We start from the raw sequence: 14,552 nt of genomic DNA, 5'->3' as shown, positions 1-14,552 counted from the left end.
CGCGCCCGGGACCATCAGATGCGGCTCGACGCTCCGCGCCGCCGGAATCTCGCATGAACCCCCCGTCTGACATTGGAGAACGTGGTGCCGTCGTCGTCCGCCTCGAACGTCCCGCCGACCGGGGCCGCGCCCGGCCTGACCCTGGCTGATGGCCGTTACCGGCTGCTCAGACAGTTGGGGCGGGGCGGCTACGGCCGGGTTTGGCTGGCCCAGGACTGTGTTCTGGGGGTCGAGGTGGCTGTCAAGGAGGTGGCCGTCCCGCCCGGGAGCACCGCGGCGATGACCGCCGAGGTGATCGAGCGTGCCACGCTGGAGGCCCGTCACGCCGCGCGGTTGCGGGACCATCCGAACATCGTCACCGTGCACGACGTGCTCGTCGAGCGTGGCACACCGTGGACGGTCATGCAGTACGTGCCCGGCCGGTCGCTGGCCGACGAAATCGAGGTGAACGGGCCGGTTCCCGTCCCGGTGGCCCGGCAGGTGGCGGCGGCGATGCTGTCCGCGTTGTCGGCGTGTCACGAAGCGGGTGTCATCCACCGGGATGTCAAGCCGCACAACATCATGCTGGCCGAGGACGGTACGCCGATGCTCACCGATTTCGGCATCGCCAAGGCCACCGGGCAGGCGAACATGACCGAGGAAGGCATGGTGGTCGGCTCGGTCGCCTACATCGCGCCCGAACGCGCCAAAGGGCAGGACGCGACGGCGGCCTCGGACCTGTTCTCACTGGGGGTGACCCTCTACCACGCCGTGGAGGGGGCCTCCCCGTTCGACCGGGGGTCGGGGATGGCCACCCTCGCGGCGGTCCTGCTCGACGACCTGCCCGAACCCGTCAACGCCGGGCCGCTCACACCCCTCATCCAGGGCCTCACAACCAAAGACCCCGACGTGCGGTGGACCGCCGAACAGGCCACAGCACTGCTGGACGGGCAACCCCCCACCATGGCACTGACCGCGCCCCTGTCCGCCAAGCGGGAGTCGTCCGGCGGCCACGCCCCGACCAGACGCGAGACCGCGGTCCTCGACCACGCCACCAGCCCGCACCGGCCGACGGGACGGCACGCCGTCGTCGCCGTGACGGCGCTGGCCGCCGTGTTCGTCGCGCTCCTCATCAGCGGCCTCATCCGCTTCATCAGGGGTGACGGGGTCGCCGTCTTGCGCACCCTCGGATTCGGCCTCCAAGGCGGGATCGCCCTCGACGCCGTGCTCGTCGGCGCGCTGTTCGCCGCCACCAGCCGGCTCGTGCCGGCGCGCGCGGGCCGGATCGTCGGCGCCCTCGCATTCCTGCTCGGCGCCTGCGCCACCGCCCTCACCCTTCTCGCCGCCCTGGCCGCCCTCGGAGAAGTCAAGCGGGTCCCGGGCAGGGACGTCCGGTTCGCCATCGGCAGCAAACAGGGCGCACCTGTCGTGCTCTTCACCGTGCTGGTCGTCGCGGTCCTCCTCACGGCGGGCCGGGTCTGGGCGGCCAGGAGGGCACGGCGCCAACCCGGGCCGCGACACCCGGGGCGCCCCACCGTCGTCGCCGTCGACGCCGTGGCGCTGGCCGGGGCTCTGCTGGCGTGGGCGCTGTGGCCCGCACCGCTGGCCCCGGCGCCGCCGTCGATCGCCCAGATCGGTGTCCTGACCGGTCCCGTGACGACCTACTACGTGGAGAAAGTCGCCTTCAGTGCGGACGGCCGCACCCTGGCCACCGTCTACGACGACCAGACCGTGCAGGTGTGGGATGTGGGCGCACGACGGCAGATCGGCCAACTCCTCGGACCTTTCGGGCGGTACAGCTGGGGCGCCGACGTGGCGCTCAGCGCGGACGGCCGCACCCTGACCACGACGAGGGTGGAGAACGGGGACTGCGCCGTGCAGTCGTGGGACGCGGCCACCGGCCACCAGACCGGCCGGCTCGACGTCGACCTGACCGTGGACGGCAAGTGGCGCGGCCCCATCGAGAAGGCGGCGCTCAGCGCGGATGGCCGCGTCCTGGCCGTCACGCCCGACCAAGGCGAGTCCGAGCACTCCACCTACCCCAGCGTGCAGTTGTGGGATGTCGCCGGCGGCCGTCACCTCGGCTCGGCCGGCCTCACCTCGGACAAGGACCCGGGCGTCAGGCTCAGCCCGGACGGCCGCATCGTCGTCACCATCGCGGCCGACCCGGTCGAGGGCACCCACCTGACGCTGTGGGATGTGGCCGGCCAGCAGCGGATGGGCGACATGATCACCCTGCCCGCCGGTGAGGATCTGGAAGATTACGTGTTCAGCCCGGACGGCCGGTTGCTCGTGACCGCGAGCTCGGGGTACTCCGACACGACGACGGTGCGGCTGTGGGATGCCTCCAGCCACAACCAGGCACGCCAGCCCATCACCATCCCCTACACCGTCGCCACGGTGGCGCTCAGCCCGGACGGTCACACCCTGGCCGCGGTGGGAGGCGCTCTGGGGTTGTGGAACACCGACACCGGCAGGCAGATCGGCGTCGGCACGCCCGGCACCGGCGCCGCGCTGGCGTTCAGCCCGGACGGCCGCACCCTGGCCGCCAGGGGCGACGACCATGGCACGCTGCGGCTGTTGAGCGTCCCCGGCAGTTGACAGCCGCACGCCGCCGTGCGGGGAGCGGGCGGTGGCGTCATGATGCTGCGGTGCCGAAGACCAGCGACCCCAGGGGCAGCCAGTTCGTCTACGCCTGGCTGGCCCGGATCCGCTGGCTCATGCTGGTGCCCAGTGCGGTGCTGATCCTCACCAGCGTCGCCACGATCATCTGGGCCACCGCCAAGGCGGGCAAGTTCGTCACCGAGGCGCTGCGCGGTGCCGCGGACACGGAGTTGCTGGCCGATCTGCTCGGCGCCATCGACACCTACCTGATCGCCACGGTGCTGCTGGTGCTCGGCTTCGGCCTGTACGAGGTGTTCTCCAGCCCCCAGACCGACACGGCGGACCACGGCGAACTCATCCGCACCGGGGTGCTCACCAAGCTGGAGATCAAGGTCGCCAACGTGCTGGTGCTGGTGCTGGCCGTGCGCTTCGCCCAGGAACTGCTCACCGGCGCCCCCGGGCGGGAGCTGCTGTGGACCGCCGGATCGATCGGCATCATCGCCGTCTCGCTGGTGCTGTTCATCCGCTTCGCGAGCGACCGGTAAAGCCTGTTTTGGCAGTGGTTTGCGTGGCGGTGCGGGTAGCGGAACCTGACGTGGTCCCTCGCTGTGGGATCTCCTCCTCATGAATGCCAATCAGAGGAGTCGCCGGCAGTGCTGTTCTTGCGAGGAACCAGGTCAGAACCCGTAGCGGTGCAAGCCGACGGCCCACCGCAAGCGGCTCCACCGCTGAGAAAACACGCGCCAAGCGCTAGCCCTCACCCGCGAAGCTTGTGCCGCACGCTCGGCCGGTCCTGGGAGACCCCTTCGATCTTCCGGACCGCGCGGCGGGCGAGGAGGGCGAAGTCGCTGTCGCCGTCGTCGCACAGGCGCAGCGCGGGCAGCGCGGGCCGGGCCGCCGCCCCCATGAACCCGAGATAGTCCAGCACGAGCAGGGGGGCCTGGCGAATCTGTTCGACCAGGACGGGTAGGGCTCCGTCCGCGTCGCCGGTGATCTTCCACAGCGCGTGGGCGGCGGCGGCCCGCACCGCGCCCGGCACCGCCGCGGTGTCCCGCAGCCGTCGCAGGATGGGAACGGCGGGCTGGGCCGCGTGCGGAAATGCGGCGATCCACTCGCAGGACGTGATGTCGCGGCGCGGATCGTCCGGGTGCGGGGTGTGGTCCGGCTCGTGTCGCCGCGTCAGGGCGTCCAGCTCACTGCGTACGACGTCGTGGTCCTTCGGATGGGAGAGCGCCAGGATGTGACGCATGCGCGCGAGCCTGCCCTCCAGGCTCTGCTCGTCGGCCGCCCGAGCGCGCCAGTCACGCAGGAACCGGGCGGCCTCGCGCGCCGCGGCGTGATCGTCGGATTCGGGGTTCCCGGCGGCTTCGATCCGGGCGTTCAGCCGCTCCAGCGCGACGGCGACCGGCAAGGCGATCGGGTCCCCGCTCGCGTGCCAGCCGTGGACCTGGGTCAGCAACGCGGCGAGCTCGGCGGCCGGAGTGTCTTCGTCCGCGACCCGCGCCCCGATGGCGGGCCACAATTCCTCGGCGAAGTTTCCCGCGTAGCGCAGCACATGGCAGTCGAGGGTGCCATGTCGCATCCTCTCCCGCAGGCGCGGCAGGCACCGGGGGTCCTTGCGCCAGAGCAGCAAGGTCAATGCCCGGGCGGACAGGTCCGGGTCGTCCAGGACGCCCAGCAGGGCGTCGGCGTAGCCGTCGTGGGCGAAGAGGTGGTGGGTGCGAATGGCCGCCCGCCGCACCTCGGAGTCGGGGTGCCCGAGTAGGTCCGCGACGGCCGCCGCGTGATCGGCGTAGCAACGGTCCTTCTCGAACAGCCGGTCTGCCGCCTCGATCAGCACTGGCGCGGCCGAGGGGTCGAGCCGCCCGTCCCACAGCCGGGGCAGCATGCGCGACAGCCAGCGGCTGCGCACGTCAGGGGTGTCAAACAGCCAGCCGCCGATCCGGTCCACGGCGCCACGCGGCGGCGGTTCGCCGTTCCACTGCGGGTCGCCCCAGGCCAGTTCCGCCAGTGCCGCACCGGCCTGTTCGTCGGCGCACAGGGTGAGCGCTTCGACCACCTCGTCGTCGGTGGCCGGGAACGGCGGCAGGGCCAGGCCGAGGGCCGCCCCCAGCGCCTCGGCCGGGCCGCCCTCCCGCATACGGCGCCGCAGGTGGTCGCTCACCCGGGGGTCGTTCGCGTGTCGGCCCGAAGCCAGCAGCAGCCCGAGCCGGACCGGCGCGTCCGGGTCCCGCTCGCTGCGGTGGAGCAGCGTCGGCACCACTGCGTCGGGCTGCGCGTCCGCGTAGGCCAGCACCACGGGCATGATCCGGCGCACCGCCACGTCCGGGTGGCTGAGCCGCTCCAGCAGCGCGGACAGCCCCATGCCGATCACGTTGGCCAGCCGCTGCCCCCACTCGCCGCCGCCCAGGAAGTCGATTTCCACGTCGTCGGACACGCCCAAGTCGGCTTCCAGTGCCTCAAGCGCCGCACTGCTGCGGTCTCCCGGGGCGTCGAGGTCGAAGTCGAAGTCCCGGTAGACCATCGAATGCCAGTCGAACCAGACGGTGTCCTGATCGATTTCCCCCATGCGCGCACATTAGCTTGCCGCACAACGACTCCGAGGTTCAGCCGGTCCACGCCGACACCCAAGGCCAGGCGCCACCGGTATTCGGCCTGGCGGCGCCGCCCGGTCAGGCGACTGTTACTCCGCCTTCGGTGGAGTCGGTGGAGCGGCTGAGTTCCTCCCAGGCGTCGAAGTCGTCCTGGACGCGTTGGCGCCCGGCGGCGACCAGGCGTAGCGCGTCCGAGCCGAGCAGGACATGCACGGGAGGCTTCTCCGCGTCCAGGAGGGTGAGGATGGCGTCGCCCGCGCGATCGGGATCACCGATGCCCTGACCCGCGAGGGCCTGGCGGCGGGTCCGGATCGGGTCGAACAGTGCGTCGTAGTCGGCGACGCTGCGTGGTACGCGGACCAGTGACCTACCTGCCCAGTCGGTTTTGAACGCGCCGGGAGCCACGGCGGTGACCCGCACGCCGAACTGGGTGACCTCTTGGGCGAGGGTGTCGGTGATGCCTTCCAGGGCGTGTTTGCTGCCTTCGTAGAACGCCAGTCCGGGGAAGGTGGTGTGCCCGCCCATCGAGGTGATGACGAAGATGTGGCCGCCGCGCCGTTCCCGCATGCCGGGTAGGACCGCTTTCACGGTCGCTACCGTGCCGAACACGTTGACCTCGAACTGGCGGCGCAGATCGGCCATCGACGACTCTTCGAAGGTGCCTTCGAGCCCGTAGCCGGCGTTGGCCACGAGCACTTCGATCGGGCCCAGTTCCGCTTCGGCGGCCCGCACCGTGGGGTCGATCCGGTCCGCGTCGGACAGGTCGAGGATGAAGGCCCGGGCGCGGTCGGGGTCCAGCGCCTGGAAGGCGGCCGCGTGCTGCTCGGTGCGCACGGTGCCCGCGACCCGGTGCCCGGCGGCCAGGGCTCGCCGGGCGATGGCCAGTCCGAGGCCGGTGCTGACGCCGGTGATCAGGAATGTCTTGCTCACTACGGGGTTTCCTTTCGTGGATGAGTGTCGGCGTGCGTAGGCACGGCGGCATGGACCCCGCGGGTAGGGCGGGGTCGTGTCCGGGTGGTGTTGGTGCTGGATCGCGCGGTTTGGGCGGTGGTCAGGATTCGGCGGCGGTGTCCCGGGTGGTCGCGGTGGCGGGTTCGCTGCCCCAGCTGGCCAGCAGTCGCAGGCGCTCCTCGGATGGCGAGCCGGACGGCGCGCAGTAGACGACGAGCGATTGGCCCGGGTCGGCGACCGAAGTGAAGATCTCGTACTGCAGTTCCAGGTCACCGGCGACAGGGTGGTGGAGGCGTTTGAGGCCGGTGCTGCGTTCCTGGACGCGGTGTTCCGACCACCACGCCGGGAACTCGGGTGAGCGCATCATCAGCTCGCCGATCAGGTTGGCGATGCGCTGGTTTCGCGGCTGTGCGGCGGCGGCCAGCCGCAACCCGTGCACGTAGTCGCGGGCGACGCGTTCCCAATCGCACCACACCAGGCGAGCACGCGGATCCAGCAGCGTCCAGCGCGCCATGCTGCGCTCCCAGCGCGGCAGCCCGGCCACATCGGGAAACAGCAATGCCCACAACGTGTTCCCGCCGACGACAGTGAGGTTCCGGTCGCTGACGAAGGCAGAAGCCAGATCCATCGACTCCAGCACCTGCCGCAGCGCCGGCCGTAGCCGGGACGAGTGCTCGGCCCGGTCCTTGTGCCCGGCGGGGGTGCCCGCGAGGGCGAACAGATGCCGCCGCTCGATGTCATCGAACCGCAGCGCGTCGCAGAGGGCGTGCAGTACCTGTTCGGACGGCTGCCGGGCGCGGCCCTGTTCCAGACGGGTGTAGTACTCGGTACTCACCCCGGCCAGCCGCGCGACCTCAGCGCGCCGCAGACCGGCGACCCGGCGACCGGAGCCGAACTCGACCGGCAGACCGATCTCATCCGGCGTGAGTCCGGCACGGCGGGCCCGCAGGAAGTCGCCCAGGTCGTTGTCGCCCATGCCCTGAGTCTGCTCTTCACCCAGTCGATCACCAAGGGCGTAGCTGGCCCTGCCAGTACTACACACCGGACCCTTGGACCGGGATCTGCTAAAGGGTCGGCGGCCGCCCTTCGAATGGCGTCGACAGCACCACCGTGGTGCGCGTGGACACCTTCGCCGCCTCCCGGATCCGGCGTAGCAGATCCTCCAGCCCGCGCGGCGAGGGCACCCGCACCAGCAGGATGTAGGACTCGTCCCCCGCGACCGAATAACAGGACTCGATCTCGGTGATGTGCTCCAGCCGCTGCGGATAGTCGTCCGGCGCCGCCGGATCGTTCGGCGTGAGCGAGATCAGCGCGGTCAGCGGCAGCCCGATCAGCTCGCCGTCGAGCTGCGCGGCGTAACCGCGGATCACGCCGCGCTGCTCCAGCCTGCGCACCCGCTGGTGCACGGCCGAGACCGACAGACCCACCCGCTCGGCCAGATCGGTGAAACTGCACCGGCCGTCGGAGGCCAGCTCCCGCGCGATCGCCTGGTCCAGGGGCTCCAGCCCGCCCGCGGCCGTCATACGTCGAGCACGACGAGCTCGTGCGGGCGGGTGTTGAGCGATTCGGCACCGTCCTCGGTGACCACCACGATGTCCTCGATCCGGGCGCCCCACCGGCCCGGCAGGTAGATGCCCGGCTCGACGCTGAACGCCATGCCCGGCTCCAGCGGCAACGCGTTGCCCGCCACGATGTAGGGATCCTCGTGCACGTCCAGCCCGATCCCGTGGCCGGTGCGGTGGATGAAGAACTCGCCGAAGCCCGCCGCCGTGATCAGGTCACGGGCCGCGGCGTCGACCGCCTCCGCGGTGACCCCCGGCCGCACGGCCTCCACCGCGGCCCGCTGCGCCCGCCGCAGCACCTCGTAGGTCTCGGCGACATCGGCATCCCTCGGCTCACCGACGGCGTAGGTGCGGGTCGAGTCGGAGTTGTAGCCCTCCGCGACCGGGCCCCCGATGTCGATCACCACCACATCCCCGCGCTCGATCACCCGCCCGGACACGTCGTGGTGCGGGCTCGCGCCGTTCGGGCCCGAACCCACGATGACGAAGTCCGCCCGCGTGTGCCCCTCGGCCAGGATCGCGGCCTCGATGTCGGCGCCCACCTCGGCCTCGGTCCGGCCCGGACGCAGCCACTCGCCCATCCTCGCGTGCACCCGGTCGATCGCCGCCCCGGCCCGGCGCAGCGCCTCGACCTCCGCGGCGTCCTTGCGCATCCGCAGCTCCCGCACGACCGGCCCGGCCAGGGTCTGCTCCGCCGCGCCCAGCGCCTCACGGAACGCCAGCACGTGCAGCGCGGCGGTGTTGTCGCTCACCGCGACGCGGCCCGGCTTCCCCAGCCGCGCGGCCACCATGCGGTACGGGTCCTCACCGTCGACCCACGTCACGATCTCGATCCCGAGCTCACCGGCGGGCACGTGCGCATAGCCCGGGGCCTCCAGCTTCGGCACCACGAGCGCGGGCGCTCCCTCACCAGCGGGCACCACCAGGGTGGTCAGCCGTTCGAACGACCCGCCGGACTCGCCGAGCAGGTACCGCAGATCCGATCCCGGCGCGATCAGCAGGGCGTCGGTCTCGGCGCCGGCCGCGGCCTTCCGCGCCCGGTCCAGCCGGGCACGCAGGGTGGCGGGAGCAGGGGACGGGTGCTGTGGTGATCGGCTCGACATGCCCTGAGCGTATCGGGAGTGTCCTGGTGACGCCCCGCCACCGCCGCACCGGACCGGCGGGCGGCGGTGACCGCGGCTACGCTGGCCGTGCCCGTCCCGGCACGACCCCAGGGAGCCGATGAAGTACCGCACCGCCACCGCGACCGCCGTGCTCCTCGCGACCGCACTGCTCACCGGCTGCCGTCCCCCCGCCGCGGTTTCCCAGCCCCCGGCGCCTCCCACTCAGCCTTCGCCTTCCCCCTCGGCGGACCCGTGCGACCCGGTGATCGGGCAGATGACCCCGCGGCAGCGGCTGGCCCAGCTGGTCGTCCTCGGCGTCGACCCCACCGATCCCGCCGCGGCCGCGAACCTCGTCCGTGACGAGCAGGTCGGCGGCATCTTCATCGGCGGAGACGCCACCAGCCTGCTCACCCACGACGCGCTGACCGCGGTGCGCGCCGCCGCCCGCTGGGGCCTGTCGGTGGCGGTGGACGAGGAAGGCGGCCGTGTCCAGCGCATCGACCAGCTCGACGGCTCGCTGCCCAGCGCCCGCACGATGGCCCGCACCATGACCGTCGAACAGGTCCGCGCCGCGGCCGCCGCCCGCGGGCGTGAACTGCGGGCCCGCGGGGTCACGGTGGATTTCGCCCCCGACGCCGACGTCAGCGCCGAACCCGACGGCGGCCCCATCGGCGACCGGTCCTTCAGCGCCGACCCCGCCACGGCGCGCGCCTACGCACTCGCGTTCGCCACCGGCCTGCGGGAAGGCGGCGTGACACCGGTGCTCAAGCACTTCCCCGGACACGGGCACGCCAGCGGCGACTCCCATGACGGCACGGTGCGCACGCCGCCACTGGATTCCTTACGGCACAACGATCTCGTGCCGTACGAGAGGATCGCCGACTACGGCCCGGCGGCGGTGATGGTCGGGCACCTCACCGTTCCCGGGCTCACCGCGGGCCTGCCCGCCTCACTGTCCCCGGAGGCCTACCGGCTGCTGCGCACCGGCTACGGCTTCACCGGCCCGGTGATCACCGACGATCTGGGCGCGATGGCCGCGGTCACCGACCTGTACCGGCTTCCGGACGCGGTCGTCCACGCCCTGGCGGCCGGCGCCGACCAGGCACTGTGGTCCGGCGGCGGCGACCTCGCCCCCGTCCTCGACCGCCTCGAACGCGCCGCGGCCGACGGCGAACTCCCCGCCACGCGGGTGCACGAGGCACTCGACCGCGTGCTGACCGCCAAAGGCACCTGCCACTGACCCCGGTCCCGGTACGCTCTGAAGCGGCCCGGGCACGCCCGTTTCCCTCGCGCGAGCCCGGAGAACTGGGGAGGTTCCGATGCCCGCTTTCCGCGAGTTGCTCCGCCCGGCCGAACACCGCCCGCGACGCTCTTCGGCACTGACCGTCGCGGTCATCGCGGTCCTGTTGCCCGCCCTCGCGATCGGCGTGTACCTGGCGGGCGCGTCCCGCCCCGGGATCACCGGTCTCCAGCTCGCCGGGACCGGCGCGCCGCGGCCGCTGCCGCCCGGGACCGCCGCCGCGGTGTGGTGGCACCTCGTCCTCGTCCTCGGCTGCGGCGCGGGTGGCCTGCTCGGCACGACCGCGGCGATCTGGACCTCCTGGACACCGCGCGCCCAGACCATCGCCCGCTTCGCCCGCTTTTCGGCCCTGCTCACCTTCTTCGCCGCGGTGGCCGCCGACGTCCTGACGCTGGTCGCCGTCCCCGACCCCGCCGTTGCCCCGGCACTGATGCTGTGCGCCTCCGCCGCCGCCGTGCTCGAGTTCTGCGCGCTGCTGCCCGCCGGGCTCGCGGCCTGCTACGGCATCGCGATCACTCTGCGCCGCTGCTGGGCCAACACCGATCGCAGGCTCGACCGCCTGCGCGTCGCCCAGGAGGACGGCCAGGCCGCGGCCCCACTGGAAGAAAGCGATTTCCCACTGCCAGGTGGCACCGAACCGACCGCACGGGACCGGTGGCAACGGGGCTACCAGGTCCCCGGCGCCGAGCCCGGCGCCACCGGATTCTGCCTGTCCGGCGGGGGAATCCGCTCCGCCAGCGTCTCGCTCGGCTTCCTCCAGAGCATGCGCCAGCGGTTGCTGCAGGCCCGGTACCTCGTCTCCGTCTCCGGCGGCGGTTTCACCGCGGGCGCGCTGCAGCAAGCGCTTACCGAAGCGATCGAGGACCGGCCCGCCGGTGAGGTCGTTCGCGACCCCGAACAGGCCTACGCACACGGCAGCGTCGAAGAGGACCACGTCCGGCGCCACGCCAGCTACCTCGCCAACACCACCACGGAAACGCTCACCGCGTTCGGCGTGCTCGCCCGTGGCCTCCTGCTGTCGCTGTTCGCGCTGTTCGCCCCGGCCGTCGTCCTCGGCGTCGCCGCGGGCTGGCTGTACCGGGTCGTCCCGGTCACCGCACTGCCCGCCGCCCCCGCCCCTTTCCCCGCGATCCGCACCGGGGCCCTGATCGCCCTCGCCGTGCTCGTCCTCGGCGCGCTGGGCGTGTCCCTGTTCGGCCGCGGCACCGCCCCGCGGAACCGGGAACTCCGGCTGGTCCTGCGCCGCACCGCCACGCGCCTCGCCCTGCTCGCCGCGATCGTGGCCGCCGTGACGATCGCGATCCCGGTCCTGGTCTGGCTCGCCTACCGCCTGCCCACCACCGACCCCGGCGTTCGCGTCGGCAGCCCCGTCGTCGCGGTCCTGCTGACCTACGCCTCCACCCTCGCGTCGATCCTGTGGCGCAAGCGCGCCACGCTCGGATCCGCCACCGGCACCGGCATCCTCGCCGCCGTGCCCGGCAGTTTCCTGCAACGCCTCCTCGTCATCGTCACCACCGCACTGCTCGCGCTGGCCTGGCTCCTACTGTTCGTCGTCACCGCTGGCACCGGCGGCGACCCCGCGGCCCTGTGGACCGCGCTCGGCTTCGCCGTGGTGCTGCTCGTCGTCGGCGGGATCTTCGACGAAACCTCGCTGAGCCTGCACCCCTTCTACCGGGAACGGATCGCCGGTGCCTTCGCCGTTCGCCGTGTCCGCCGGGACGGCACCGACCTCGCCGTGCCCTACCCCAGCACCGAACGCACCAGCCTTTCCCGCTACGGCCGCACCGGCACCCGCTTCCCCCAGGTCATCTTCGCCGCCACCGCCAACCTCACCGGCGAGGGCCGCACCCCGCCCGGCCTCAACGGGGTGTCCTACACCCTCAGCGCCGACTGGATCGGCGGCCCCGACGTCGGCTGGGTGCGCACCGGCGCACTCGAACACCTCGTCCCGCCCCGGTTCCGCCGCGACCTGACCGTCCAGGGTGCGGTCGCCGTCAGCGGCGCCGCGTTCGCCTCCGCCATGGGACGCGCCGCCCGCTGGTTCCAGGTGCTGCTCGCGGTCTCCGGCGCCCGCCTCGGCGCCTGGCTGCCCAACCCGGACTTCGTGCTCGCCGCCCCCGGCCCCCACCGGCCCGACCGCTGGGCCTACCCCGGCCTGCCCCACGCCCGCCGCCTGCCCTACCTGTGGCGCGAGGTGTTCGGCCTCCACTCCCACCGCGACCGCCTGCTGCACGTCACCGACGGCGGCCATTACGACAACCTCGGGCTCGTCGAACTCCTGCGCCGCCGCTGCGGCCTCATCTACTGCGTCGACGCGGGTGCCGACGCACCGCCGACCGCCACCACACTGGCCGACGCGCTCACCCTCGCCGAGCAGGAACTCGGCGTCCGCGTCGAACTGCACGACCCGTGGCACGCCGAACCCGGTACCGGCAAACCCCTCGACACGCCCGAAGCGCCCTCCGTGCTCAACTCGCGCCTGGTGCACAGCCCCATCATCACCGGCACCATCCACTACCCGGCCGAAAGCGGCCTGCCCGCCGCCCAGCGCACGGGGCGTCTCGTCGTGGCCAAGGCCCTGCTGTGGCGCGACCTGCCCTATCCGCTGCTGTCCTACGCGGCGCACCACCCCGAATTCCCCCACGACAGCACCGGCGACCAGTTCTTCGACGACGGCAAGTTCACCGCCTACACCGAACTCGGCCGACGCCTCGGCGAGTTGGTCAACCGGCACATGCCCACCGGCGTCACCCTCGCCCTGTCCCGCTCCGGCCGCCGCGCGGGTGCCACGGTCCGGCGCTCCCCGACCCGGCGGCCCTGAACCGCGGATCAGGGTGAACAACAGGAAAACACCGGGCGGAAACCGGATGAACTAGACTGATCAACGACCCGCCCACGCACCCCCGGAAGTACCCAGTGCCGACCTCGGTGACCTTGCGCTGGTACGGGCCGCCGACCCGATGCGCGCCCGCCGCGATCCTCGACGCCCTCACCCCGCTCACCGAGCGCTACCGGCTGCGCCTCGACACGCGTCGCGCCCGCACCCGCACCTACCTCGACACCGCGGACTGGCGCATCCGCCGCAACGGCCTCGTCCTCAGCCACGAGGTCGTCACCGGACCAGGCTCACTCGTCCTCCACGGCGGGGAGGAACCGGTCACCGCCCGGCTCACCGAACCCCCGTCGTGGCCCGCCCGCGCCGAACAACTCGCTCCGGGACCGATCCGCGACGGCATCGCCGGTGCCATCAGCGTCCGCGCCGTGGCACCCACACTCCGCTGCCGCACCGTCACCCGCGAGATCGCCGTCCGCAAGGCCGACGGCAGCACCGTTCTGCTCCTGGAATGGACCGAAGCCACCGCCATCCACCCCCGCAGGACCCCGCCGCTGATCCGCCTCACGCTCCGCCCCGTCCGGGAGGATTCCCGCCACACCACCCGCGTGGCCCGCACCCTCCTCGCCACCGGGGCGTTCACCCCCACCGCGGCGACCCTTTACGACGAACTCCTCGGCACCTGCGACCTCCCCGAGACCCGCGAACGGCCCGAGATCACGCCGGACCAGCCCGCCGACAGCGCCATCGCCGCCGCCCTGCTCGACTGCCTCGCCGCGATGGAAGCCACCATCGACGGCACCATCGACGACATCGACCCCGAATACCTCCACGAGTTCCGCGTCGCCGTCCGCCGCACCCGGTCCCTGCTCAAGATCGCCGCGGACGTCCTCCCCGAAGGACTCGCCGACCGCTACGCATCCGGCTTCAAGGCCCTTGGCGACCTCACCACCCCCACCCGCGACCTCGACGTCCACCTCCTCGAACTCGACGAACTCGCCCACGGCCTCACCGTCGGTGCCCCCACCGACCTCGCCCCCTTCCGCGAGCACCTCCGCCGCTGCCGGCGCGCCGAACGCGGCCGGCTCGTCCGCGGCCTGCGCTCGGCCCGTTTCCGCCGGCTCCTGAACGACTGGCGCACCGCTTTGGAACCCCTCGCCGAAACCGGCGTTTCATCCCTGACCACCCGCCGGTGGGCGGCGGACCGCCTCCGCACCGTCACCCGGCGCGTCCTCCGCAAGGCCCGCGCCATCACCCCGGCCACCCCCGCCGAAGAAGTCCACGGGTTGCGCAAACGCGCCAAAGAACTGCGCTACACCCTGGAAGTCGTCCAACCCCTGTGCCACCCCGCCAGCTACCGCAAGGTCCTCAAGGACCTCAAACGCCTCCAGGACGTCCTCGGCGCCTTCCAGGACGGCGAAGTCCAGAGCGAGCACCTTCGCCGCTACGCCCAGGAAATGCTCGAAACCAGCCCGCCCCCGGCCGCCACCCTGCTCGCCATGGGGGAACTGCTCGCCGGATTCGTCCGGCGGCAGCACGAAGCCCGCCACGAACTGACCGGCACGCTCGGCCGCTTCCTCACCACGGGCACCGGATCCCGCCTCAAACACCTCCTGGCCTGATCCG

10 protein-coding genes are annotated in these 14,552 nt (G+C 72.4%); 5 read left to right on the top strand and 5 right to left on the bottom strand.

The window, feature by feature from the left end:
- Nucleotides 1-84 precede the first annotated feature (84 nt).
- A complete protein-coding gene (locus ORV05_RS14990; protein ID WP_268759106.1) occupies nucleotides 85-2,580 on the top strand; it encodes a WD40 repeat domain-containing serine/threonine protein kinase in 2,496 nt (831 codons plus the stop codon).
- Nucleotides 2,581-2,630: 50 nt separating this feature from the next.
- Nucleotides 2,631-3,128: a YqhA family protein gene (locus ORV05_RS14985; RefSeq protein WP_268759105.1), complete on the top strand. Its 498-nt coding sequence runs from the start codon at nucleotides 2,631-2,633 to the stop codon at nucleotides 3,126-3,128.
- Nucleotides 3,129-3,340: 212 nt separating this feature from the next.
- Here ORV05_RS14985 and ORV05_RS14980 read toward each other — a convergent pair whose 3' ends face one another.
- From ORV05_RS14980 to ORV05_RS14960, 5 genes are all read right to left on the bottom strand, one after another.
- Nucleotides 3,341-5,152: a HEAT repeat domain-containing protein gene (locus ORV05_RS14980; RefSeq protein WP_268759104.1), complete on the bottom strand. Its 1,812-nt coding sequence runs from the start codon at nucleotides 5,150-5,152 to the stop codon at nucleotides 3,341-3,343.
- Nucleotides 5,153-5,255: 103 nt separating this feature from the next.
- Nucleotides 5,256-6,107, bottom strand: coding sequence for an oxidoreductase (locus ORV05_RS14975; RefSeq protein ID WP_268759103.1), 852 nt, complete (start codon nucleotides 6,105-6,107; stop codon nucleotides 5,256-5,258).
- 121 nt (nucleotides 6,108-6,228) lie between these two features.
- Nucleotides 6,229-7,104, bottom strand: a complete 876-nt coding sequence (locus tag ORV05_RS14970; protein ID WP_268759102.1) for a helix-turn-helix transcriptional regulator — start codon at nucleotides 7,102-7,104, stop codon at nucleotides 6,229-6,231.
- Nucleotides 7,105-7,192: 88 nt separating this feature from the next.
- A complete protein-coding gene (locus tag ORV05_RS14965) occupies nucleotides 7,193-7,651 on the bottom strand; it encodes an Lrp/AsnC family transcriptional regulator (RefSeq protein WP_144588893.1) in 459 nt (152 codons plus the stop codon).
- Entirely contained in the window at nucleotides 7,648-8,793 is a 1,146-nt protein-coding gene (locus tag ORV05_RS14960; protein ID WP_268759101.1) for a M24 family metallopeptidase, read from the bottom strand. The genes ORV05_RS14965 and ORV05_RS14960 overlap by 4 nt, the downstream gene beginning before the upstream one ends.
- Nucleotides 8,794-8,911: 118 nt before the next feature.
- Here ORV05_RS14960 and ORV05_RS14955 point away from each other — a divergent pair, with 118 nt between their 5' ends.
- The 3 genes from ORV05_RS14955 (at nucleotide 8,912) to ORV05_RS14945 (ending at nucleotide 14,548) form a co-directional block, all read left to right on the top strand.
- Nucleotides 8,912-10,033, top strand: coding sequence for a glycoside hydrolase family 3 N-terminal domain-containing protein (locus ORV05_RS14955; RefSeq protein ID WP_268759100.1), 1,122 nt, complete (start codon nucleotides 8,912-8,914; stop codon nucleotides 10,031-10,033).
- A gap of 79 nt (nucleotides 10,034-10,112) precedes the next feature.
- Complete coding sequence (locus ORV05_RS14950; RefSeq protein WP_268759099.1) at nucleotides 10,113-12,914, top strand: patatin-like phospholipase domain-containing protein; 2,802 nt, start codon at nucleotides 10,113-10,115, stop codon at nucleotides 12,912-12,914.
- 95 nt (nucleotides 12,915-13,009) lie between these two features.
- Nucleotides 13,010-14,548 (top strand): CHAD domain-containing protein, encoded by a 1,539-nt coding sequence (locus tag ORV05_RS14945; RefSeq protein WP_268759098.1) that lies wholly within the window; start codon nucleotides 13,010-13,012, stop codon nucleotides 14,546-14,548.
- Nucleotides 14,549-14,552 lie beyond the last annotated feature (4 nt).

The organism is Amycolatopsis cynarae (assembly GCF_026802195.1).
Classification (GTDB): domain Bacteria; phylum Actinomycetota; class Actinomycetes; order Mycobacteriales; family Pseudonocardiaceae; genus Amycolatopsis_E; species Amycolatopsis_E rhizosphaerae.
The sequence above is the reverse complement of the archived record's forward strand: the minus strand, read 5'-3'. Positions and strand labels throughout refer to the sequence as shown.